22 protein-coding genes are annotated in these 21602 nt (G+C 71.8%); 10 read left to right on the forward strand and 12 right to left on the reverse strand.

From position 1 onward, the window contains the following. Positions 1 to 116: 116 nt before the first annotated feature. Positions 117 to 314 (reverse strand): DUF397 domain-containing protein, encoded by a 198-nt coding sequence (locus tag C1708_RS22140; RefSeq protein ID WP_106414308.1) that lies wholly within the window; start codon positions 312 to 314, stop codon positions 117 to 119. Continuing rightward, positions 296 to 1129, reverse strand: a complete 834-nt coding sequence (locus C1708_RS22145) for a helix-turn-helix domain-containing protein (RefSeq protein WP_106414309.1) — start codon at positions 1127 to 1129, stop codon at positions 296 to 298. Before C1708_RS22145 ends, C1708_RS22140 begins: the two co-directional genes overlap by 19 nt. Positions 1130 to 1244: 115 nt before the next feature. On the opposite strand from C1708_RS22145, the gene C1708_RS22150 reads away from it, so the two are divergent. Genes C1708_RS22150 through C1708_RS22165 form a run of 4 tightly spaced genes read left to right on the forward strand, consistent with a single transcriptional unit; the run spans position 1245 to position 3299 of the window. Continuing rightward, a complete protein-coding gene (locus tag C1708_RS22150; RefSeq protein ID WP_106414310.1) occupies positions 1245 to 1454 on the forward strand; it encodes a hypothetical protein in 210 nt (69 codons plus the stop codon). Next, complete coding sequence (locus C1708_RS22155) at positions 1451 to 1666, forward strand: hypothetical protein (RefSeq protein ID WP_106414311.1); 216 nt, start codon at positions 1451 to 1453, stop codon at positions 1664 to 1666. Before C1708_RS22150 ends, C1708_RS22155 begins: the two co-directional genes overlap by 4 nt. Before the next feature lie 21 nt (positions 1667 to 1687). Then, positions 1688 to 2437, forward strand: coding sequence for a DNA repair protein RecO (gene recO / locus C1708_RS22160; protein WP_106416425.1), 750 nt, complete (start codon positions 1688 to 1690; stop codon positions 2435 to 2437). Positions 2438 to 2465: 28 nt separating this feature from the next. Then, entirely contained in the window at positions 2466 to 3299 is an 834-nt protein-coding gene (locus C1708_RS22165) for an isoprenyl transferase (RefSeq protein WP_106414312.1), read from the forward strand. Between the two features lie 263 nt (positions 3300 to 3562). Here C1708_RS22165 and C1708_RS22170 read toward each other — a convergent pair whose 3' ends face one another. The 4 genes from C1708_RS22170 to C1708_RS22185 all read right to left on the reverse strand — a co-directional run bounded on the left by C1708_RS22170 (position 3563) and on the right by C1708_RS22185 (position 6789). Then, positions 3563 to 3973, reverse strand: a complete 411-nt coding sequence (locus C1708_RS22170) for a Fur family transcriptional regulator (protein ID WP_106414313.1) — start codon at positions 3971 to 3973, stop codon at positions 3563 to 3565. A gap of 61 nt (positions 3974 to 4034) precedes the next feature. Beyond that, positions 4035 to 4937, reverse strand: a complete 903-nt coding sequence (locus C1708_RS22175) for a metal ABC transporter permease (protein WP_106414314.1) — start codon at positions 4935 to 4937, stop codon at positions 4035 to 4037. Next, positions 4937 to 5707 carry a metal ABC transporter ATP-binding protein gene (locus tag C1708_RS22180; protein ID WP_106416426.1) on the reverse strand — a complete coding sequence of 257 codons (771 nt, stop codon included), beginning with the start codon at positions 5705 to 5707 and terminating at the stop codon, positions 4937 to 4939. Before C1708_RS22180 ends, C1708_RS22175 begins: the two co-directional genes overlap by 1 nt. A gap of 29 nt (positions 5708 to 5736) precedes the next feature. After that, the gene (locus C1708_RS22185; RefSeq protein WP_106414315.1) at positions 5737 to 6789 is read right to left on the reverse strand and encodes a metal ABC transporter substrate-binding protein; all 1053 of its coding nucleotides are present in this window, start codon (positions 6787 to 6789) and stop codon (positions 5737 to 5739) included. Between the two features lie 160 nt (positions 6790 to 6949). On the opposite strand from C1708_RS22185, the gene C1708_RS22190 reads away from it, so the two are divergent. The 3 genes from C1708_RS22190 to C1708_RS22200 all read left to right on the forward strand — a co-directional run bounded on the left by C1708_RS22190 (position 6950) and on the right by C1708_RS22200 (position 10148). After that, positions 6950 to 8332 carry a glycine--tRNA ligase gene (locus tag C1708_RS22190; protein WP_106414316.1) on the forward strand — a complete coding sequence of 461 codons (1383 nt, stop codon included), beginning with the start codon at positions 6950 to 6952 and terminating at the stop codon, positions 8330 to 8332. A gap of 191 nt (positions 8333 to 8523) precedes the next feature. After that, positions 8524 to 9534 carry an aldo/keto reductase gene (locus C1708_RS22195; RefSeq protein ID WP_106414317.1) on the forward strand — a complete coding sequence of 337 codons (1011 nt, stop codon included), beginning with the start codon at positions 8524 to 8526 and terminating at the stop codon, positions 9532 to 9534. 26 nt (positions 9535 to 9560) lie between these two features. Then, positions 9561 to 10148: a TetR/AcrR family transcriptional regulator gene (locus C1708_RS22200; protein ID WP_106414318.1), complete on the forward strand. Its 588-nt coding sequence runs from the start codon at positions 9561 to 9563 to the stop codon at positions 10146 to 10148. Between the two features lie 13 nt (positions 10149 to 10161). Here the strand turns inward: C1708_RS22200 and C1708_RS22205 are convergent, their stop codons facing one another. Both C1708_RS22205 and C1708_RS22210 read right to left on the reverse strand, forming a co-directional pair. Further along, the gene (locus C1708_RS22205) at positions 10162 to 10368 is read right to left on the reverse strand and encodes a hypothetical protein (RefSeq protein WP_106414319.1); all 207 of its coding nucleotides are present in this window, start codon (positions 10366 to 10368) and stop codon (positions 10162 to 10164) included. Between the two features lie 196 nt (positions 10369 to 10564). Next, a complete protein-coding gene (locus tag C1708_RS22210; protein ID WP_106416427.1) occupies positions 10565 to 12010 on the reverse strand; it encodes an MFS transporter in 1446 nt (481 codons plus the stop codon). 95 nt (positions 12011 to 12105) lie between these two features. Here C1708_RS22210 and dusB point away from each other — a divergent pair, with 95 nt between their 5' ends. Further along, positions 12106 to 13272 (forward strand): tRNA dihydrouridine synthase DusB, encoded by a 1167-nt coding sequence (gene dusB, locus C1708_RS22215; RefSeq protein ID WP_106414320.1) that lies wholly within the window; start codon positions 12106 to 12108, stop codon positions 13270 to 13272. Here the strand turns inward: dusB and C1708_RS22220 are convergent, their stop codons facing one another. Next, complete coding sequence (locus C1708_RS22220; RefSeq protein ID WP_106414321.1) at positions 13273 to 15015, reverse strand: alkaline phosphatase family protein; 1743 nt, start codon at positions 15013 to 15015, stop codon at positions 13273 to 13275. 494 nt (positions 15016 to 15509) lie between these two features. Between C1708_RS22220 and ppdK the strand changes: the two genes are divergently transcribed. Next, positions 15510 to 18257, forward strand: coding sequence for a pyruvate, phosphate dikinase (gene ppdK / locus C1708_RS22230; RefSeq protein WP_502696079.1), 2748 nt, complete (start codon positions 15510 to 15512; stop codon positions 18255 to 18257). 156 nt (positions 18258 to 18413) lie between these two features. Here ppdK and C1708_RS22235 read toward each other — a convergent pair whose 3' ends face one another. Further along, the gene (locus tag C1708_RS22235) at positions 18414 to 18824 is read right to left on the reverse strand and encodes an excalibur calcium-binding domain-containing protein (protein ID WP_106414324.1); all 411 of its coding nucleotides are present in this window, start codon (positions 18822 to 18824) and stop codon (positions 18414 to 18416) included. Between the two features lie 286 nt (positions 18825 to 19110). Here C1708_RS22235 and C1708_RS22240 point away from each other — a divergent pair, with 286 nt between their 5' ends. Next, positions 19111 to 19770, forward strand: coding sequence for a hypothetical protein (locus tag C1708_RS22240; protein ID WP_241911313.1), 660 nt, complete (start codon positions 19111 to 19113; stop codon positions 19768 to 19770). Positions 19771 to 19816: 46 nt separating this feature from the next. Here C1708_RS22240 and C1708_RS22245 read toward each other — a convergent pair whose 3' ends face one another. Further along, the gene (locus tag C1708_RS22245; RefSeq protein WP_106414325.1) at positions 19817 to 20239 is read right to left on the reverse strand and encodes an LAETG motif-containing sortase-dependent surface protein; all 423 of its coding nucleotides are present in this window, start codon (positions 20237 to 20239) and stop codon (positions 19817 to 19819) included. A gap of 136 nt (positions 20240 to 20375) precedes the next feature. Continuing rightward, on the reverse strand, positions 20376 to 21533 hold the full coding sequence (locus C1708_RS22250; protein WP_106414326.1) for an alkaline phosphatase PhoX: 1158 nt from the start codon (positions 21531 to 21533) through the stop codon (positions 20376 to 20378). Positions 21534 to 21602: the final 69 nt, after the last annotated feature.

Below are 21602 nucleotides of genomic sequence, written 5' to 3' on the forward strand. Positions count from 1 at the left end.
GCGGGAGCCGAAACGTCATGCCAACGGCGTCATCGGCAGATTGTCGGCCTGCGAGGGCGGGACGTCCCCTGGAACCCGGCCGCCCCCGGCCCGCGCGGGCGGACCAGGGGCGCGCGTCAGTGCGTGACCGTACGGACGAACTCCGTCCAGGCGGACGCCCCGACGACGATCACCGGTCCGTCGGCGTCCAGCTTGCTGTCCCGGACGGGGACGACGCCGGGGATGCCGGTGGCGACTTCGAGGCAGTCGCCGCCGTTTCCGTCGCTGTAGGTGCTCTTGTGCCAGCTGACTCCGCTCAGGTCGTACTCGCGCATCGTCCGTAACCCTCCGCCGCCGACTCGATCAGGTCCAGGGACGCTTCCGACGCGAGTGCGTCCGCCCTGAGCAGATCGTATGCCGACCGTGCTCGCTTCACTACGGCTGGATCGTCCAAGAGGTTCCCCGAATACACCGCTTCTGTATAGGCGGTGGGCGGGGCGTCCTCGAACTGCATGAGCTTGAGCGGTCCGGTCATGGTGGGATACGCCCCGGCCGTGTAGGGCAGCACCTGGACCAGCACGGCCCGTCGGTGGGCGAGTGCGGCCACATGCGTCAGTTGCTCAGCCATCACGGCGGCTCCACCGACCGGGATGCGCAAGACGTTCTCATGAAGGACCACCCAGTACACGGGTCGTTCGGCGGCGGTGAGGATCCGCGCCCGTTCCATGCGGGCGGCGACCTTCTCCTCGATGTGCTCGTCCGGTGAGAACCGGTTCATGGCAAGGGTCACCGCCCTTGCGTAATCCGGGGTTTGCAGCAGCCCCGGGACCAGAGCCGGCGCGAACTCGCAGATTTCTGTCGCCAACCCCTCCAGCTCCGCCGCTTTGGCGAAATATTCCGCGTACCGGCGGTCGTCGATCAGCTTCCTGCACAGCCGCTCGAAAATACCGTCGGTTTGCAGGGCCGCGTCGATCCGCTGGGCCACGTCCACTTGCGGCTTGCGGATCGCCTGTTCGAACTGTCCGATGTAGCCGCCCGAGACGAACACCCGTGTCCCCAGCTCGGCCTGCGTGAACCCGGCGTCCTCCCGGCGTCGCTTCAGTTCCGCCCCGAAGAACTCCCATGCCGCCTGCCGCGAACCATTGGCCATGCTTAACCCCTTTGTGCAGCCCCGCACTTGTAGGACGTGGCCCCCTCCCGAGTTTAAGCACACAGTGTCACTCTTGGATTGCGAAGAGTGAGGTCCGAAAGGGAAGGGCATCAGCGTGACGGCACGACACGCGGCGCACTGCGTCGAGGAAGCGGAGGAAGTGGTGAAGGAATTGCGGGCGGCTTTCGCGAAGGCCGGAATTTCCCTGCCGTCACTGGGACTGGACCCGGTGAGTCTCGCGCGGGAGGCGCCCTGTCCGCTCATCGAACTGGGACGGTGTTCGGTGGAGACCGCGCGGCGGATCGCGGCGGCGGTGATGCGGTGAAGCCGCCCGTCGGCGCGTACGTCGTGGACACCCGCGCCGGGCGGCTCGGCGTCGTCATGGGGTACGAGGGGCCCTACGTCCAGCTGAGACCCTACGGCGGTGGCCGGGAGTGGGACGCCGATCCCCTGGTCGTGCGGCACGCGACCCCCGGGGAGCGGCTGCGCGCGGCCACCGCGTACGCCAACGCCAGGAGCCGCGGCGAGGTGCCGTGAACGTGCGCGACAATGGCTGTCATGAGTCTGTTCCGCGACGACGGCATCGTGCTGCGCACCCAGAAACTGGGTGAGGCGGACCGGATCATCACCCTGCTCACCCGCGGTCACGGGCGGGTGCGCGCCGTGGCGAGGGGCGTGCGCCGGACCAAGTCCAAGTTCGGCGCCCGCCTGGAACCGTTCTCGCACGTGGACGTGCAGTTCTTCGCCAAGGGCAGCGAGCTGGTCGGACGCGGGCTGCCGCTGTGCACGCAGAGCGAGACGATCGCGCCGTACGGCGGCGGCATCGTCACCGACTACGCGCGCTACACCGCCGGCACGGCCATGCTGGAGACCGCCGAGCGGTTCACCGACCACGAGGGCGAGCCGGCCGTGCAGCAGTACCTGCTGCTGGTCGGCGGACTGCGCACCCTCGCCCGGGGGGAACACGCCCCGCACCTGGTGCTCGACGCGTTCCTGCTGCGCTCCCTCGCGGTCAACGGGTACGCGCCCAGCTTCACGGACTGCGCGAGGTGCGGCATGCCGGGACCGAACCGGTTCTTCTCGGTCGCGTCGGGCGGAACCGTCTGCGCCGACTGCCGCGTCCCCGGGAGCGTCGTACCCTCCCCGCAGGCCCTGGAACTCCTGGGCGCGCTGCTTACGGGAGACTGGGACACGGCGGACGCGTGCGAGGCACGCCACGTCCGGGAGGCGAGCGGGCTGGTGTCCGCCTACCTCCACTGGCACCTGGAGCGCGGGCTGCGCTCGCTCCGGTACGTCGAGAAGCAGTGACCACCCAGCACGAGGAGACGAGAGACACATGGCCGTACGCGGATTCCTGGGGCGGCAGCGCCGGGAGTACAGGACCCCGGAACCGCACCCCTCCGGCGCGCGGCCCCCGAGGCTTCCCGGGGAACTGGTCCCCCACCATGTGGCGATCGTCATGGACGGCAACGGACGCTGGGCGAAGCAGCGGGGCCTGCCGCGCACCGAGGGGCACAAGGTGGGCGCCGAGCGGGTGCTCGACGTGCTCCAGGGCGGCATCGAGATGGGCGTGGGCGCCATCTCGCTGTACGCCTTCTCCACCGAGAACTGGAAGCGGTCGCCGGACGAGGTGCGCTTCTTGATGAACTTCAACCGGGACTTCATCCGCAAGAGCCGGGACCAGCTCGACGAACTGGGCGTGCGGGTCCGCTGGGTGGGCCGCATGCCCAAGCTGTGGAGGTCCGTCGCCAAGGAGCTCCAGGTCGCCCAGGAGCAGACCAAGGACAACGACCGGCTGACGCTGTACTTCTGCATGAACTACGGCGGCCGGGCCGAGATCGCCGACGCCGCGCAGGCGCTCGCCGAGGACGTGAAGGCCGGCCGGCTCGACCCGTCCAAGGTCAACGAGAAGACGCTCCAGCGGTACCTGTACTACCCGGACATGCCGGACGTGGACCTGTTCCTGCGGCCGAGCGGCGAGCAGCGCACCTCCAACTACCTGCTGTGGCAGAGCGCCTACGCGGAGCTGGTGTTCCAGGACGTGCTGTGGCCGGACTTCGACCGGCGTGATCTGTGGCGGGCGTGCGTGGAGTTCGCGTCCCGCGACCGGCGGTTCGGCGGGGCCATCCCCAACGAGGAGCTGCAGGCCATGGAGGGCCGCCAGTCCTGAGCCGGCGTGCGCCGGGCGTGGTCTCCGGCCGCGTGTCGCACGGCTGCTGCCCGTGCCGCGCGGCCGGTCCGGCGGGATGCCCGACATGGCCCCGTCCGAGGTGCGGCGCACCGCCGCGGCCTCGCGGCGTTCGTGGCGGGCGCTGGTCCTGATCGGCGCGGTGGTGCTTGCTGTGCGCCGCCGTGTGCCGCGTCGCCCTGCCGCGGCAGGACGACGCGGGCGGCGGAACCCGGGCGCGCCCCGGGCACGCCCGGGACCGGGCCTCAGGCGGCCGCGCAGTCGGCGCAGGTGCCGAAGATCTCCACCGTGTGCGCCACGTTGACGTAGCCGTGCTCGGCGGCGATGGCCTCCGCCCACTTCTCCACGGCCGGACCCTCGACCTCGACGGCCTTGCCGCAGGTGCGGCAGACCAGGTGGTGGTGATGGTCGTCGGTGGAGCAACGGCGGTAGACGGACTCGCCGTCGGCGGTGCGCAGGACGTCGACCTCACCGGCGTCGGCGAGGGACTGCAGCGTGCGGTAGACCGTGGTGAGCCCGACCGAGTCGCCCTTGTGCTTGAGCATGTCGTGCAGTTCCTGCGCGCTGCGGAACTCGTCGACCTCCTGAAGGCAAGCCGCCACGGCGGCACGCTGCCGGGTGGCGCGGCCCTTCACGGGCGGTCCTGCGGTCGTCACCGGAATGCCTCCTCACGTCTGGCTGCTGCCGGGGCCATTGTGCCAGTCCGGTCGCGGAGAGTCAGGCGCCGACCTTCCCGTCCGCCGGACGACTGGCGGGGATCGCGCACTCCGTGGGGTCGGCGCCGGGCTGTACGGCGGCCCGGGCCCGGGCGCGGCGCCGGGCCAGCGGGGCGGCCAGCGCGGTCAGCAGCATGAAGGCGCCGATGGTCAGCAGCACGATCGTCGCGCCGGGCGGCACGTCCTGGTAGTACGAGGTGACGGTGCCGCCGACGGCCACGCTGACGCCGATCGCGACGGCGACGGCGAACGTGGCGGCGAAGCTCCGGGTGAGCTGCTGGGCCGCCGCGACCGGCACCACCATGAGCGCGCTCACCAGCAGCAGGCCCACCACCCGCATCGCCACCGACACCGTGACCGCGGCGGTGACCGCCGTGAGGAGGTTCAGGAACCGCACCGGCAGGCCCGTCACCCGCGCGAACTCCTCGTCCTGGCTGACCGCGAACAGCTGCCGCCGCAGGCCCACGGTGACCAGCACCACGAACGCGGCCAGCACGCAGATCGCGGTCACGTCGGACGGGGAGACCGTGGACAGCGAGCCGAACAGGAACGACGAGAGGTTCGAGGTGGAGCCGCCGGGCGCGAGGTTGATGAACATCACGCCGCCGGCCATGCCGCCGTAGAAGAGCATCGCGAGGGCGATGTCGCCGCGGGTCCGGGCGTACCAGCGGACCAGTTCCATGAAGACGGCGCCGAGGACGGACACCACGGCCGCCATCCACACCGGGGACCAGGACAGCAGGAAGCCGAGGCCCACGCCGGTCATCGCCACGTGGCCGATGCCGTCGCCCATGAGCGCCTGGCGGCGCTGGACGAGGTAGACGCCGACCGCGGGGGCGGTGACGCCGACCAGGACGGCGGCGAGCAGCGCCCGCTGCATGAAGGCGTAGTCGAGGATCTCCATCAGCTCAGCAGTCCCGTGCGGATCGGTCCGGCGTCCGCCGGTGCGTGCGGGTGTACGTGATCGTGGCCGGGCAGGGCGTGCTGGCCGACCGCCTTGGGCGGCGGGCCGTCGTGCAGCACGCAGCCGTCGCGGAGCACGACCGCCCGGTCGATCAGGGGTTCCAGCGGGCCCAGTTCGTGCAGGACGAGGAGGACCGTGGCGCCCCGGCCGACCTGCGTGCGCAGCGTCTCGGCGAGGACCTCCTGGCTGGCCAGGTCCACCCCCGCCATCGGCTCGTCCATGATCAGCAGTTCCGGTTCGGCGGCGAGGGCGCGGGCGATCAGGACCCGCTGGTGCTGGCCGCCGGACAGGGCGTCGACGGAGTCCTTGGCGCGGTCCGCCATGCCGACCAGCTCCAGGGCCCGGCGGACGGCCTCGCGGTCGCCCTTGCGGAACAGCCCGAAGCGGGTGCGGGCGAGCCGTCCCGAGGAGACGACCTCGGTGACCGTGGCGGGCACTCCGCCGGCGGCCGTGGTGCGCTGCGGGACGTAGCCCACCCGCGCCCAGTCGCGGAACCGGCGCCGCGGGGCGCCGAACAGCTCGATCTCGCCGGCGGTGACCGGCACCTGGCCGATGACCGTGCGCACGGCGGTGGACTTGCCGGAGCCGTTGGCGCCGAGCAGGGCGACGACCTCACCGCGGCGCACGGTGAGGTCGATGCCGCGCAGCACGGGGCGCGAGCCCAGCTCGGCGCGCACCCCCCGCAGGGTGATGACGGGCTCGGCGGTCATGCCGTCCTCCGGTGTCGCGTCGTCGGAGGTCACCGGGCGCCCAGCGCGGTGCGCAGGGCGGTGAGGTTGGCCTCCATGATCTGGAAGTAGTCCTCGCCGCGGGAGTCGTCGGTGATGCCCTCGACCGGGTCGAGGACATCGGTCCTGAGGCCGGTGTCGTCGGCGAGGGTCCTGGCGGCCCGGTCGCTGACCAGGGTCTCGTAGAAGACGGTGGTGACGCCGTCCTCCTTGGCGATCTTCTGCAGCTCCTTCACGCGCGCCCCGCTGGGCTCGGAGTCCGGGTCCAGGCCGCTGATGGCCTCCTCGGTCAGTCCGTAGCGCTCGGCGAGGTGGCCGAAGGCGGCGTGGGTGGTGACGAAGACGTCGGTCTTCCGGTTCGCGAGGCCGGTGCGGAACTTCTCGTCGAGCGCCTTGAGGTCCTTGACCAGGGTCGCGGTGTTCGCCCGGTAGTCGGCGGCGTGGTCCGGGTCGGCCTTCTGGAAGGCCTCGCCGACGCCCTCGGCGACCTCGGCGTACTTCACCGGGTCGAGCCAGATGTGGGGGTCGCCGCCCTCGTGGTCGTGGGCGTGCTCGTGGCCGTGCTCGTCCTCGTGGGCGTGCTCGTCGCCGTGGGCGTGCTCGTCCTCGTGGGCGTGCTCGTCGCCGTGGGCGTGTTCGTCCTCGTGGGCGTGCTCGTCCCCGTGCTCCTCGTCATGGCCCGCGTCGTGCTCCTCCAGCGAGGTCAGCTCGGCCGCGTCGATCTTCGTGGCGATGGGGGACTGGTCGATGGCCTCGTCGACGGAGGGCTGGAGGCCCTTGATGTAGAGGGCCGCGTCCGACTCCTCGAGCTGCGCGGTCTGCCGGGCGCTGATCTCCAGGTCGTGCGGCTCCTGGCCGGGCTGGGTGAGACTGGTGACGTGGACGTGTTCGCCGCCGATCCGCTCGGCGAGGAAGGCCATCGGATAGAACGACGCGACGACGTCGAACTGACCGGCGCCGCCCGCGGCGGCGCTGTCGGAGGAGCAGGCGGTCAGGGCACCGGATCCGAGGGCGGCGACCGCGGCGAGCGCGACCGCGGATATGTGGCGTCGTCGTACGTTCATGACAGTCATTTTCAACCAAAATGGAAACCGTTGTCAACAAGCCCTCCGAAGTCCGCATGGGGGGACCGATTTGGTCGAGGGGCCGTCCCCGCCGGTAACCTGAGGCATTCGCTGGAAGCATCTCCGCTTCGTCGCCCGTCGTCGTAATGAAGAGAGCACCGTGGCCGCCGACAAGATCGACACCATCGTCAGCCTGAGCAAGCGCCGTGGCTTCGTATTCCCCTGCAGTGAGATCTACGGCGGCCAGCGGGCCGCCTGGGACTACGGGCCGCTGGGTGTCGAGCTCAAGGAGAACCTGAAGCGCCAGTGGTGGCGCTACATGGTGACGTCGCGTGAGGACGTGGTCGGCATCGACTCGTCCGTCATCCTGGCCCCCGAGGTGTGGGTCGCCTCCGGCCACGTCGCCACCTTCACCGATCCGCTCACCGAGTGCACCTCCTGCCACAAGCGGTTCCGCGCGGACCACCTGGAGGAGGCGTACGAGGAGAAGAAGGGGAAGGCCCCGGAGAACGGCCTGGCCGACCTCAACTGCCCCAACTGCGGCAACAAGGGCACCTTCACCGAGCCCAAGCAGTTCTCGGGCCTGCTCTCCACCCACCTCGGCCCGACGCAGGACTCCGGCTCCGTCGCCTACCTGCGCCCCGAGACGGCCCAGGGCATCTTCACCAACTTCGCCCAGGTGCAGACCACGTCGCGCCGCAAGCCGCCGTTCGGCATCGCCCAGATGGGCAAGTCCTTCCGCAACGAGATCACGCCCGGCAACTTCATCTTCCGGACCCGCGAGTTCGAGCAGATGGAGATGGAGTTCTTCGTCAAGCCGGGCGAGGACGAGAAGTGGCAGGAGTACTGGATGGAGCAGCGCTGGAACTGGTACACCGGTCTCGGCCTGCGCGAGGAGAACATGCGGTGGTACGAGCACCCGAAGGAGAAGCTCTCCCACTACTCCAAGCGCACCGCTGACATCGAGTACCGCTTCCAGTTCGGCGGCAGCGAGTGGGGCGAGCTGGAGGGCGTCGCCAACCGCACCGACTACGACCTCGGCGCGCACTCCAAGGCGTCCGGCCAGGACCTCTCCTACTTCGACCAGGAGGCCGGCGAGCGCTGGACGCCGTACGTCATCGAGCCGGCGGCCGGTGTCGGCCGGGCGATGCTCGCCTTCCTGCTCGACGCCTACGTCGAGGACGAGGCGCCCAACGCCAAGGGCAAGCTGGAGAAGCGCACGGTGCTGCGGCTCGACCACCGCCTGGCCCCGGTGAAGGTCGCGGTGCTGCCGCTGTCCCGCAACCCGGAGCTGTCCCCGAAGGCCAAGGGCCTCGCCCAGACGCTGCGACAGAACTGGAACATCGAGTTCGACGACGCCGGCGCCATCGGCCGCCGCTACCGCCGTCAGGACGAGATCGGCACGCCGTTCTGCGTGACCGTCGACTTCGACACCCTGGACGACAACGCGGTGACCGTGCGCGAGCGCGACACCATGAAGCAGGAGCGGGTCTCCCTCGACCAGATCGAGGGCTACCTGGCCGCCCGCCTGGTCGGCTGCTGACCCCTCGTCAGACCGGTGCGAACGCCGGGTCCCGGATCTCCGGGGCCCGGCGTTCGGCGTTCTCGGGAGCCGTCGCCGGGCTCGCCCGAGGGGCGGGGCGCCGGGTGACGGAGGCCGGGGGCGGATGCCCGGCGACGGGCAAACGAATGACAGATATTGAAATCTGTCATTCGTCATGTCAGGGTGGACGCATGACGATGCACACACGACCTCTCGGAACGACCGGCCCCCGGGTGTCCGCCCTGGGACTCGGCTGCATGGGCATGTCCGCGCTGTACGGCACGGCGGACCGGACCGAGGCGATCGCCACGATCCACGCCGCCCTGGACGCCGGCGTCACCCTGCTCGACACCGGCGACTTCTACGGCATGGGCCACAACGAGCTGCTGATCGGCGAGGCGCTGCGCACCGCCCCCGCCGGCCTGCGCGAACAGGCCCTCACCAGCGTCAAGTTCGGCACCCTGCGCGACCCGGACGGCGGCTGGGGCCCGATGGACGGCCGCCCGGCCGCGGTGCGGAACTTCGCCGCGTACTCGCTCCAGCGCCTGGGCGTCGACCACATCGACGTCTACCGCATCTCCCGCGCCGACCCCGACGTGCCGATCGAGGAGACCGTCGGCGCCATCGCGGAACTCGTCGAGAAGGGCCACGTACGGCACATCGGGCTCAGCGAGGTCGGCGCCGACGCCGTCCGCCGGGCCGCCGCCACCGCGCCGATCACGGACCTCCAGATCGAGTACTCGCTGATCTCCCGCGCCGTGGAGGACCAGATCCTGCCCACCACCCGCGAACTGGGCATCTCCGTCACGGCGTACGGGGTGCTCTCGCGCGGCCTGATCTCCGGCCACTTCACCGCCGACCGGCAGCTCTCCGCGGACGACTTCCGGGCCCGCTCGCCCCGCTTCCAGGGCGACAACCTCCGGCACAACCTGGGCCTCGTCGAGGCGCTGCGCGAGATCGCCGCCCGCAAGGGCGTCACCGTCGCGCAGATCGCCATCGCCTGGGTGCTGTCGCGCGGCGAGGACATCGTGCCGCTGGTCGGCGCCCGCACCCGGGAGCGGCTGACGGAGTCGCTGGGCGCGCTGGACGTCACGCTCGACGCGGACGACCTCGCGGCGATCGAGCGGGCGGTGCCGCCCGGCGCCGCGGCGGGCGCCCGCTACCCGGAGCCGCAGATGGCACACCTCGGCACCGAGGAGTGATCCCGGCGCCGGGTACGGTCTAGTGCATGGCAGCGACCGAGACCCTGACCGCCGAGCGCATCCTGGAGGCGACCGAGGAGGTGCTGCGCCGGCACGGCCCGGCGAAGGCCACCGTGGTGGACGTGGCCCGCGCCCTCGGCGTCAGCCACGGCAGCGTCTACCGGCACTTCCGCACCAAGGCGGCGCTGCGCGAGGCGGTCACCAAGCGGTGGCTGGACCGTACGTCCGAGGCGCTGGGCGGGATAGCCGGCGACGGCTCCCGCGACCCCGAGTCTCGGCTGCGGGACTGGCTCGCCGCCCTCTTCACCGCCAAGCGCCGCAAGGCGGGCGACGATCCGGAGCTGTTCGCCACCTACAGCGTGCTGGCCGGCGAGCAGGTCGGGGCGGTCGCCGAGCACATCGACGAGCTGACCGGGCAGCTGGCGCGGATCGTCGCCGACGGGGTGGCCGCAGGCGTCTTCCACAGCGAGGACCCCGCGGCCAGCGCCCGCGCCGTCTTCCAGACCACCGGCCGCTTCCACGACCCGGCCCACGCGGGGGAGTGGGACACCCCGGAGGCGGACGCCGACTTCGAGGCGGCGGTGAACCTGCTGGTGCGGGGGCTGCGCGCCTGACCGCGCGGGCCGGTCAGGCCGCGGTCGGGTCCACGGTCGCCTGGTGCGCCCGCAGCAGGTGCTCCTGCGCCTTCAGCCAGGGCAGGAACGGTGCGCCCCGGCGCCACCCGCACGTGTCGCACCTGAGGGTGCGCTGCACCCCGGTGCGGTGGACGCGCACGGTGTGCTCACGGCCGTGCAGGTCCCAGCGGCTGACCTTGCTCGAGTCGATCTGGGGCATGGACGCCTCCGGCGGTCGGCGGATCGTTGTCGCCGTGCTTCTGCCCCCGTCCGGGGACGGCAAGGAGTGTGCGGCGGAACCCGCATCGGCAGGCGGGGCTCCGCCGGCCTCGTCGCGCCCCGGTGCCGCACGGCACCGGGGCGCGACCGCACACAGAGCCCCACCGCCCGCCCGGTCCGGCTTCCGTGCCGCCGGCTCAGGCGTCGACTCCCGTGCGCCGGGCCTGTTCCTCCGTCTTCAGCCGCCGCGCCGCGCGTTCCGCCGTTCCACGGGCCCAAGCTCCCGACGTGAGGGCGCCGACCGCCAGGACCGCCGCGCCGCAGCCGGCCAGGATCCACCAGCCGGGGCGGGACGCCGTCACGAAGGTGTCGGCGTACGAGGACGAGCCGACCCCCGCCGCGAGGACCGCGCCGAGGACCGCCACGCCCAGGGTCTGGCCGAGCTGGCGGCTGGTGGAGGCGACCGCGGAGGCGACCCCGGCCTGGTCGGCGGGCATGCCGGAGACCGCCGTGTTGGTGATGGGGGCGTTGACGAAGCCGAAGCCGACGCCGAACAGGACGTAGCCGGCGAACAGGGTCACGTTCGACGTCTCCGCCTCGAAGAGGGCGAACAGCAGCCCGCTCACCGTCATGGCGCCGCCCGCGACCAGCAGCGGCAGCCGCGGGCCCCGGCTGCCGACGAGACGTCCGGACAACGGGGCGCACAGGAACGTCGGGACGGCCATCGGCAGCATCCACAGCCCCGCCTCCAGCGCGCTCAGCCCCCGCACGTTCTGCAGGTACAGCGTGGACAGGAACAGGAACCCGCCGAGCGCCGCGAAGGCGCTCACCGCGATCACCGTGGCCCCGCTGAACGGCGCCGAGCGGAAGAAGCGCAGGTCGATCAGCGGCTCCGGGCGGCGTGGCTCGTAGTGGAGGAGGGCCAGGAGGGCGATCAGCGCGAGCGCGGCGAAGGGCGCGGTGGACTGCCAGGAGCCGTGCGGGGCCTCGATGATCGCGTAGGTGAGGGAGCCGAACAGGGTGATGACCAGGATCTGGCCCACCGGGTCGGAGCGGCGGGCGCGCGGGGCGCGGGACTCCGGGACGAGACGCCAGGTCAGCAGCAGGGCGACGAGGCCCACCGGCAGGTTGACCCAGAAGATGGAGCGCCAGCCGACCGAGTCCACCAGCAGCCCGCCGACCAGCGGTCCGGCGGCCATCGACAGGCCGACCACGGCTCCCCACACGCCGATCGCGCGGGCGCGCTCGCGCGGGTCGGTGAAGGTGTTGGTGATGATCGACATGGCGACCGGATTGAGCATGGAACCGCCCACCGCCTGCACCATGCGGAAGACGACGAGCCACTCCAGGTCCGGGGCGAGCGAGCACAGCAGCGAGCCCAGGGTGAAGACCGTCAGGCCGGACATGAACACCCGTTTGCGGCCGATCCGGTCGGCCGTCGAGCCGGCCGGCATCAGCAGCGAGGCCAGCACCAGCGTGTAGGCGTCGATGGTCCACTGCAGCCCCGAGGTGCTCGCGTCCAGCTCCCGCTGGAGGGCGGGCAGGGCGACGTTGAGGACCGTGTTGTCCAGGCTCACGATCAGCAGGCTCATGCAGCAGATCGCGAGCACCAGCATGCGTCGGCCATGGCTGAGCTCGGGCATGCGGGCCATCGTACGCCACGTCGATAGTGCGACTAACTAATGACCATTACACGGTCATTGTGCGGAGCGTCCCGCCGATGCGGGACAATGGGGGAATGCCCACGCCCTCGCCGACCCCGAGCACGCCCGTGACCACGACCCTGTCCATCGGCCCGCACGCCGTGCAACCGCCCGTCGTGCTCGCCCCGATGGCCGGGATCACCAACGCGCCCTTCCGCACCCTGTGCCGGGAGTTCAGCGGTGGCAAGGGGCTGTTCGTCAGCGAGATGATCACCACCCGGGCGCTGGTCGAGCGCAACGAGAAGACCATGCAGCTCATCCGGTTCGACGCCGCCGAGCAGCCGCGCTCCCTCCAGCTCTACGGCGTCGACCCGGCCACCGTCGGCAAGGCCGTCCGCATGATCGCGGAGGAGGGCCTCGCCGACCACATCGACCTCAACTTCGGCTGCCCGGTGCCCAAGGTGACCCGCAAGGGCGGCGGCTCGGCGCTCCCCTTCAAGCGGAACCTGCTGCGCGCCATCCTGCGCGAGGCCGTCGCCGGCGCCGGGGACCTGCCGGTCACGATGAAGATGCGCAAGGGCATCGACGACGACCACATCACCTACCTGGACGCCGGCCGCATCGCCGTCGAGGAGGGCGTCACCGCCATCGCGCTGCACGGCCGCACCGCCGCCCAGCACTACGGCGGCACCGCCGACTGGGAGGCGATCGCCCGGCTCAAGGAGCACGTCCCCGAGATCCCGGTGCTCGGCAACGGGGACATCTGGTCCGCCGACGACGCCCTGCGCATGGTCCGCGAGACCGGCTGCGACGGCGTGGTCGTCGGCCGCGGCTGCCTCGGCCGGCCGTGGCTCTTCGCCGACCTGGTCGCCGCCTTCGAGGGCCGCCCGGACGCCTACGTACGGCCCACCCTGCGCGAGGTGGCCGACGTGATGGTGCGGCACGCCACCCTGCTCGGCGAGTGGATCGGCGACGAGTCGCGCGGCGTGATCGACTTCCGCAAGCACGTCGCCTGGTACCTGAAGGGCTTCGCGGTCGGCTCCGAGATGCGCCGCCGCCTCGCCGTCACCTCCACCCTGGAGGAGCTGCGGGCGGGACTGGACGAGCTGGACCTGGACCAGCCCTGGCCGGCCGGCGCCGACGGCCCCCGCGGCCGTACGTCCGGCAACAACCGCGTGGTGCTGCCGGACGGCTGGCTGAAGGACCCCTACGACTGCGCGGGCGTCGGCGAGGACGCCGAGCTGGACACCTCCGGCGGCTGATCAGCGCTTCGTGGGCCGCGGCACGGACCCGTAGGCGGTCAGGAAGCGGTCGCGGAAGGCGTCCATCCTCCACACGGGGGCGTCGTCGGCGGGCCGGAGCCCGGGTGTCCAGTTCCAGCCGTCGATCTTCCGCAGCACCTCAGGGTCCTTGGCGACGACCGTCACCGGCACGTCCCGGTTCCTGGTGTGTCCGGTGACCCGGGCGATGGGCTGGTGGTCGCCGAGGAAGACCAGCACGGTGTCGTCGGTGCCGTAGCGCTCCAGCCACGCGGTGAGGGCGGTCACCGAGTACGACACGGACCGGCCGTACTCCTTGCGGGACTCCGCGGAGTCGGCCATCACCTCGGACGCCTCCCGCCCCTCCGCCTCGATCGCGTCGAAGACCGAACCGTCGCCCAGGTCCTCCCAGTCGATCATCTCCGGGACCGGCGCCCACGGCTGGTGGCTGGAGGTGAGGATGACCTCCGCCATCAGCGGCCGGTCCCGCTCCCTGCCGTGCTCCAGGCGCTCGAACGCCTCCAGGGCGTACTGGTCCGGCATGGTGGACCAGCTGAACTTCGGTCCCTCGTAGCCCATCCCGAAGGCGTCGTACACCGTGTCCAGGCCGTACCACTTCGCCTCCGGCCAGGCCTTCTGCACGCCCGGCATGACGCCGACGGTGTCCCACGCGCCGGACTTCCGGAAGGCCGCGGTGAGGGTGAGGCGGTCGCTGCTGGTCGCGGTGCGGTACCGCTGCTGGTTGTCGATCCACAGGCCGGACAGGGTCGTGGAGTGCCCGAGCCAGCTGCTCCCGCCGTACGTCGACGAGGTCAGCCATCCGCTGCGCGCCCGGTAGCCGGCCGCGGCGAGCGCGGCGCCCCGGGCGTCGAGGGTGCGGGTGACGCCGGGCGCGATCAGCGGGTCCTCGACGGCCACCCGGCCGTAGCTCTCGACGAACGCGATGACGACGTCCTTGCCGTGCAGGTCCGGCAGGAGCAGGCGCGGCGGGGTGGCGCCGAAGGCGTCCGTCCGCGCCTCCTTCGCGAAGGCCGCCTCGTCGCGCAGGGTGTCCACCACCCGCCGGGTCTGCCCGCGCAGGGTGTCCGCCGCGCGGTCCGAGGCGACCGGCAGGCCCGAGATCTGCAGGCCCAGCGAGGCGCAGGTGATCCACACGGTGCCCGCGATCAGGGCGCCCTGGCTCGCGCGGGAGCGGTGCCGGGCCAGCAGGTTGCCGAGCCGCACCGTGGCCAGCGCCATGACGGCCACCACGAGCACGGCGAGCAGGACCGCGCCGACGGCGGCGGCGGTGGCGACGAAGCCGCCCATGGAGTCCCGCACGTAGGACAGGGCGTCGTCCAGCAGGCCCCAGTCGAGGACCAGGTTGAAGCCGCGGCCCAGGTACTCGCCGAAGCCGATGTCCAGCAGGTTGAGCACGGTCAGCAGCCCGAGGCCCGTGCCGTAGAGCGCGGCGAGGACCACGCGCGGCCGGCGCGGCAGGGCGAGCAGCAGGACCGCCCCGACGATCGCCTCGGCGGGGATCCGGGTGAAGCGGTCGGGGCGCAGGCCCGGCGCGGTGTTCGGCATCAGCAGGGCGCCGAGCACCAGGACGGCGGCGAGGACGTGCACCGTGAGGCGCAGGGCGCGGCCGGCGGAGGGGTGTGCGTCGCGTGCGCGCCGCAGACGCGCGAGGAGACGGGTGTCCCGCGGGCGCAGGGGAACACGGAGGGCGCGCAGGCGCGTGAGGACGGGGGTGAAGACGGGCAACCCGGAGGTTCCTTCCGTACCGAGGCCGGGGAGGCGGGAGGGCGGACCCGGCGTGGGGGTCCGGATCCGCCTCCCTTCCGTACGGGCGGCCGGGCCCGAGCGTTCATCCCCCGGGTCCGCATGGTGGAACCCGGCACCGTGTGGCAGCGTGATTCTCACCACCCCTGATAGTGGTTGCGCTCAGATGAGCGGATCATGGAAGGCTGCACTTCTCAAAGGGTGGCACTCAGTGCCACTCGATGATCGTTCATCGAGCGAAATCAAACGTGACTCTTAATGCTCAGGTGAGCGTTCCGATCGGTCACTGGAGGCGTTCCGCGTTCAAGAAGTGAAAACACCGGGCTCCGACGGCTTGCCAAGCTTTGACTTTCGATCCGCTGGCGCTCGGCCGGTGACAGGCGCACGACCCACAAGTGGACGTACCCAGACGCCTTTGATCTGGGTACATTCCTCGCCGTCAGGGCAGCCACCGCGTCCTCGAGGAGTCGAGACCCGTGTCGGAAAACAAAGATCACCATGGCGCTCGGTCGGGCACGAGCGTTGAGAGCGTGAAGTTCGTCTACGACTTCACCGAGGGCAACAAGGACCTCAAGGACCTCCTCGGCGGCAAGGGGGCCAACCTCGCCGAGATGACCAACCTCGGTCTCCCCGTGCCACCCGGCTTCACCATTACCACGGAGGCCTGCAAGGTCTACCTGGAGAGCGGCGAGGAGCCCGCGGCGCTGCGTGACGAGGTGAGTGCGCACCTCGAGGCGCTCGAGCAGCGGATGGGCAAGAAGCTCGGCCAGGCCGACGACCCCCTCCTCGTGTCGGTCCGTTCCGGCGCCAAGTTCTCCATGCCCGGCATGATGGACACCGTCCTCAACATCGGCCTGTCCGACACGTCCGTGCGGGGCCTGGCCCAGCAGGCCGGCGACGACCGGTTCGCCTGGGACTCCTACCGGCGCCTGATCCAGATGTTCGGCAAGACCGTCCTCGGTGTGGACGGCGAGCTGTTCGAGGACGCGCTGGAGGCGGCCAAGGCGGCCAAGAAGGTCACGGTCGACACCGAGCTGGAGGCCGCCGACCTCAAGAAGCTCGTCACCAGGTTCAAGAAGATCGTCAAGACCGAGTGCGGCCGGGACTTCCCGCAGGACCCGCGCGAGCAGATGGACCTCGCCATCAAGGCCGTCTTCGACTCCTGGAACGGCGAGAGGGCCAAGCTCTACCGCCGTCAGGAGCGCATCCCGCACGACCTGGGCACCGCCGTCAACGTCTGCTCGATGGTCTTCGGCAACCTCGGCCCCGACTCCGGCACCGGCGTCGCCTTCACCCGCGACCCCGCCTCCGGCCACCAGGGCGTCTACGGCGACTACCTGCAGAACGCACAGGGCGAGGACGTCGTCGCGGGCATCCGCAACACCGTCCCGCTCGCGGAGCTGGAGCAGATCGACAAGAAGTCGTACGACCAGCTCCTGCAGATCATGGAGACCCTGGAGAACCACTACAAGGATCTCTGCGACATCGAGTTCACCATCGAGCGCGGCCGGCTGTGGATGCTGCAGACCCGCGTCGGCAAGCGCACCGCGGGCGCGGCCTTCCGCATCGCCACGCAGCTCGTGGACCAGGGTCTGATCGACGAGGCCGAGGCGCTCACCCGTGTCAACGGCGCCCAGCTCGCCCAGCTGATGTTCCCGCGCTTCGACGAGAGCGCCAAGGTCGAGCAGGTCGGACGCGGCATCGCCGCCTCCCCGGGCGCCGCGGTCGGCAAGGCGGTCTTCGACTCCTACACCGCAGTGAAGTGGTCCCGCTCCGGCGAGAAGGTCATCCTGATCCGCCGCGAGACCAACCCCGACGACCTGGACGGCATGATCGCCGCCGAGGGCATCCTCACCTCGCGCGGCGGCAAGACCTCCCACGCGGCCGTCGTCGCCCGCGGCATGGGCAAGACCTGTGTCTGCGGCGCCGAGGAGCTGGAGGTCGACACCAAGCGCCGCCGGATGACCGTGCCCGGCGGGCGCGTCGTGGAGGAGGGCGACCTCATCTCCATCGACGGTTCCAGCGGCAAGGTCTACCTGGGCGAGGTCCCGGTCGTGCCGTCGCCGGTCGTGGAGTACTTCGAGGGCCGGATGCACCCGGGCGCCGACGACGCCGACGAGCTGGTCGAGGCCGTGCACCGGATGATGGCCTTCGCCGACCGCAAGCGCCGGCTGCGGGTGCGCGCCAACGCCGACAACGCCGAGGACGCGCTGCGCGCCCGCCGCTTCGGCGCCCAGGGCATCGGCCTGTGCCGCACCGAGCACATGTTCCTCGGCGACCGGCGCGAGCTGGTGGAACGGCTGATCCTGGCCGACACCGAGACCGAGCGCGAGGAGTCGCTGAAGGCGCTGCTGCCGCTGCAGAAGCAGGACTTCGTCGAGCTGTTCGAGGCGATGGACGGCCTGCCCGTCACCATCCGCCTGCTCGACCCGCCGCTGCACGAGTTCCTGCCCGACATCACCGAGCTGTCGGTCCGCGTCGCCCTCGCCGAGTCCCGGCAGGAGCCGCACGAGAACGAGCTGCGGCTGCTCCAGGCCGTGCACCGGCTGCACGAGCAGAACCCGATGCTGGGCCTGCGCGGGGTCCGCCTCGGCCTGGTCATCCCGGGCCTGTTCACCATGCAGGTGCGGGCCATCGCGGAGGCCGCGGCCGAGCGCCGGAACGCCAAGGGCGACCCGCGCGCGGAGATCATGATCCCGCTGGTCGGCACGGTCCAGGAGCTGGAGATCGTCCGCGAGGAGGCCGACAGGGTCGTCGCGGAGGTCGAGGAGTCCACCGGCACGCGGCTCAAGCTGGCGATCGGCACGATGATCGAGCTGCCGCGCGCCGCGCTGACCGCCGGCCAGATCGCGGAGGCCGCCGAGTTCTTCTCCTTCGGCACCAACGACCTCACCCAGACGGTGTGGGGCTTCTCCCGGGACGACGTGGAGGCCAGCTTCTTCACGGCCTACCTGGAGAAGGGCATCTTCGGGGTGTCGCCGTTCGAGACGATCGACAAGGACGGCGTGGGGTCCCTGGTGAAGTCCGCCGCCGCGGCGGGCCGCGCCACCCGGCCCGACCTGAAGCTCGGCGTCTGCGGCGAGCACGGCGGCGACCCGGAGTCGGTGCACTTCTTCCACGAGGTGGGACTGGACTACGTCTCCTGCTCCCCGTTCCGCATCCCGGTGGCCCGTCTCGAGGCCGGCCGCGCGGCCGTCACCTCGGCGGGCAGCGACCACCGCTGAGCCCTCCGGGGCGCGCTGGACCCCGGGGCCGTCGTCCGTCACCCGACCACCCTCACCGATCGGCGACGGCTCCGGATCACGAAGGAGGGGCGGCACCCGTGCGGGGGTGCCGCCCCTCCCGTCGTACGCGTACGCGGAGCGCGCCCGGTGGGGCGGTCAGCCGCGGCCGCGGCGCAGGCGGGAGACGAGGAGCACGGTGCCTCCGGCGAGGACCACGGCGCCGACGCCCATGGTCACGTAGGTCGTGACGTCGTCGTCCGGCCCGGCGGATCGGTCGCTCGTGGCGGCCTGGGTGGTGTCGGCCACGGGAGTCGTGTTCCCGTCGACCTCGGTGTCGTCGCGCGGGACGAAGCCGGCGGGCGGCTCGTCGCAGGCGATGCCGTCGCCGTCGGGGTCCAGGCCGGGACCGTAGTGGTCGTCCCCGCTGGAGATCCTCGCGTAGCCGTTGTCGTACGCCTCCGAGCAGCTCGTGAACGGGTGGTCCCCGTCGTGGGCCGACGCGGTGGCGGGGAGGGCGGCCAGGGCGAGGGCGGCGAGGAGCGTGAGGGTGTGTCGTGTCAGGTGCATGATGAATGCCCCCCTGTCCGATGGTGCGGGTGCGGATAACCGGGGTGTGGCGTGATGAAGCTACTGGCGGTTCAGGGGTGCTGCAGAGGGGTGCGAGCGACCTGTGATGTGAACGTGATGTGACGGAACCGTGGCGCAACGCCACGAACGGAGGGATGGCCTCCTGGCGGCGGGCCTGCGGGGGCCAGGTCAGGAGCGTCCGAGGGCACTGACCGACACGTCACGGCTGCCGGTAGGGTCCGGAGCCGGACGCGGGTCGCCGCGGCGGGGAGTGAAAGGGGCAGCGGTGGCAGAGGTGATACGCGAGGGCGCGGCCGGGCGCTCGGGCGGAGAAGGCGTCTCCCCGTGGCGGTCGGTGCGGCGCACGGTGTGGGTGACGCTGTGCGGATGGGCCGCCGCGCTGGTCACCGCCGGGGTGTCCTACCTGGCGCTGCGCTGGGTGGCCGTGCCCATCGTCGTGGGCGCCCTGCTCTGCCTGACGTTCGCCTGGCTGCTGATGTGGCTGCACCGCGCGGGCTGGATCGCCCTGCTGTCCCTGGCGCCCGGCCTGTTCGTCCTCGTCGGGGCCGTCCAGTACGCGCCGGAACTGGCGCTGGAGGTGCGCGGCGTGCGCGAGAGCGTGGTGATCGTCGCGGACAGCGCGGCGGGGACGGGCGGCAAGAACCACCGGTACACGCTGCGCGGCGAGGACGGCCGGGAGCTGGACGAGCGGCTGACCTACAACGGGGACGCGTGGAGTCCGCAGGTGGGGGAGCGGCTCGACGTGGTCCGCGACCCGGAGGGCGTGGTGCCGATGGAGCGGGCGGACGAGGTGGACCCCTCGGGGCGGCTCGGCGGGGCGGTCGCCGGGCTCGCGGCCTGGACGCTCATGACGCCGGTGGCGGGCTGGCGCGGGCATGTGCGCCGCCGGCAGGGCAAGGAAGGGTCCCTGCTGCTGTCGCTGTGACCCTCCGGACGCCGGGGGCGTGGCCCCGGCGCCCGGAGGGCGGGAATCAGCGGTCCTCGCGGCGCTTGCGCGCGGCGATCACCAGGCCGCCGCCGAGAAGGACGACGGCCGCGCCGCCCGCCGCGATGTACGGGGTGGTGCCGCTGCCGCCGGTCTCGGCGAGGTCGGTGCCGCCGCCGTTCCCCTCCTGGGCGCCGTCGGTCCCCGCGCCCGCGCCGGCGTCGTCGTCGCTCCCGTCGCGCGGCACGAAGTCCGCGGGCGGCTGGTCGCAGCCGACGCCGTCGCCGTCCCGGTCGAGGTGCTCGCCGTAGTGCTCGTCCCCCTCGGGGATGTTGCTGTACCCGTTGTCGTACGCGTCGGTGCAGTTCTCGAACGGGTGGCTGCCGTCGTGGGCCACGGCGGTGGCCGGCACGGCGGCCAGGGCGACGGCGGCGAGCAGCGCGGCGGCTGAGGTACGGAACGGGATCATGGTGAGGAGCCCCCCAGGTGCGGACGAAAGCGTGTGCCCGGTGCGAGGCTGACGAAGTTACTGGGGTGCGGGAGACGTGTCGGGGATACGGAGATCCCGTGATGCGAACGTGACGTGACCGGAGGGTAGCTCTCCGCTAGGACCGGAACGGTCCCCGTACCTCATACGTGATCCCGCCCGACGAACGGCCGCTCGTGCCACGCTGGCTCGAGAAGTACAGGCGGGTCCCGTCCGGGGAGAAGGCCGGGCCGGTGATCTCCGAGCCGGACTGGCCGCTGACGCGGAGGAACGGGGCGACCACGCCGTCGGGCGTGATGACGCAGATCTCCATGTTCCCGCCGTCCTCGGCCACGAAGAGGTCGCCGGAAGCCGCGCCGGTGACGTTGTCGACGCCCGTCAGCGGAGCGGATCCGCCCGTCACCAGGGAGTCGTCGTAGGCGAGTGCGATGGTCTGGGCGGACGCGTCGTACTGCCAGACGCGGTTGTCGCCCTTCGTGGTGAACCAGCAGGTGTCGTCCGCGTAGTAGCAGCCCTCGCCGCCGTTGAAGCGCTTGGCTCCCGAGACCTGGTTGCGGGTGGCGGTGGCGCCGGACGGGTCGGGGACCCGCGCCCAGCTCACCGGGCCGTTGGCGCCGCTGCCGCCGACCAGCACCTCCAGCGTGCCCGACGACAGGTCGCCCCAGGTGGTGGGGCGGAAGCGGTAGAAGCAGCCGTCCGACACGTCCTCCGTCAGGTACACCACCTTGCGCACCGGGTCGGCCGCCGCCGCCTCGTGCTTGAAGCGCCCCATCGCGTCCCGGCGGACGGCCGCCCTGACGCCCCACGGGTCGGTCTCGTAGACGTACCCGCGGTCCACCTCCTCGCAGGACAGCCAGGTGTTCCACGGGGTCTTCCCGCCCGCGCAGTTCTGCCGGGTGCCGGACAGGACGCGGTACGCGCCCGTGACCGTGCCGGTGGCCGAGAACTTCAGCGCGCTCGCCCCGCCGGAGGGGTTGATCTCCGAGTTGGAGACGTAGATCCAGCCCGGTCCGTCGGCGTAGCAGGCGCCGCCGTCGGGGGCGTCGTGCCAGGTGTAGGAGGTGCCCGGGACCGTTCTGCCGGAACGGGCGACGACGCGGCTGGTGAAGCCGGCGGGCAGGCTGACGCCGTTGGCGTCCGCCGCCCCGAGCGGACCGTACGGGCCGCTGCCCGGCTGGGCGGGGGCGGCCGCTGCCGCGCCGCGCCACAAGGTCCCGCCGAGCACGGAGGCGGTGCCGCCGACGGCGGTCGCACGAAGGAAGGTACGACGTTCCACTGTCGCTCCAAAGGTCCTGTGACCGTCCTGCCGCCGGTCGGCGGCGGGGGCGTGCGAGCAGCGAACCTA

Source organism: Streptomyces sp. DH-12, assembly GCF_002899455.1.
In the GTDB taxonomy this organism is placed as follows: Bacteria; Actinomycetota; Actinomycetes; order Streptomycetales; family Streptomycetaceae; genus Streptomyces.

Excerpts from the sequence above, each read along its gene's own strand:
- C1708_RS22140 (WP_106414308.1), bottom strand. The coding sequence starts at position 314 with ATGCGCGAGTACGACCTGAGCGGAGTCAGCTGGCACAAGAGCACCTAC.
- C1708_RS22145 (WP_106414309.1), bottom strand. The coding sequence starts at position 1,129 with ATGGCCAATGGTTCGCGGCAGGCGGCATGGGAGTTCTTCGGGGCGGAA.
- recO (WP_106416425.1), top strand. The coding sequence starts at position 1,688 with ATGAGTCTGTTCCGCGACGACGGCATCGTGCTGCGCACCCAGAAACTG.
- C1708_RS22165 (WP_106414312.1), top strand. The coding sequence starts at position 2,466 with ATGGCCGTACGCGGATTCCTGGGGCGGCAGCGCCGGGAGTACAGGACC.
- C1708_RS22175 (WP_106414314.1), bottom strand. The coding sequence starts at position 4,937 with ATGGAGATCCTCGACTACGCCTTCATGCAGCGGGCGCTGCTCGCCGCC.
- C1708_RS22180 (WP_106416426.1), bottom strand. The coding sequence starts at position 5,707 with ATGACCGCCGAGCCCGTCATCACCCTGCGGGGGGTGCGCGCCGAGCTG.
- C1708_RS22185 (WP_106414315.1), bottom strand. The coding sequence starts at position 6,789 with ATGAACGTACGACGACGCCACATATCCGCGGTCGCGCTCGCCGCGGTC.
- C1708_RS22195 (WP_106414317.1), top strand. The coding sequence starts at position 8,524 with ATGACGATGCACACACGACCTCTCGGAACGACCGGCCCCCGGGTGTCC.
- C1708_RS22200 (WP_106414318.1), top strand. The coding sequence starts at position 9,561 with ATGGCAGCGACCGAGACCCTGACCGCCGAGCGCATCCTGGAGGCGACC.
- C1708_RS22205 (WP_106414319.1), bottom strand. The coding sequence starts at position 10,368 with ATGCCCCAGATCGACTCGAGCAAGGTCAGCCGCTGGGACCTGCACGGC.
- C1708_RS22210 (WP_106416427.1), bottom strand. The coding sequence starts at position 12,010 with ATGCCCGAGCTCAGCCATGGCCGACGCATGCTGGTGCTCGCGATCTGC.
- dusB (WP_106414320.1), top strand. The coding sequence starts at position 12,106 with ATGCCCACGCCCTCGCCGACCCCGAGCACGCCCGTGACCACGACCCTG.
- C1708_RS22235 (WP_106414324.1), bottom strand. The coding sequence starts at position 18,824 with ATGCACCTGACACGACACACCCTCACGCTCCTCGCCGCCCTCGCCCTG.
- C1708_RS22245 (WP_106414325.1), bottom strand. The coding sequence starts at position 20,239 with ATGATCCCGTTCCGTACCTCAGCCGCCGCGCTGCTCGCCGCCGTCGCC.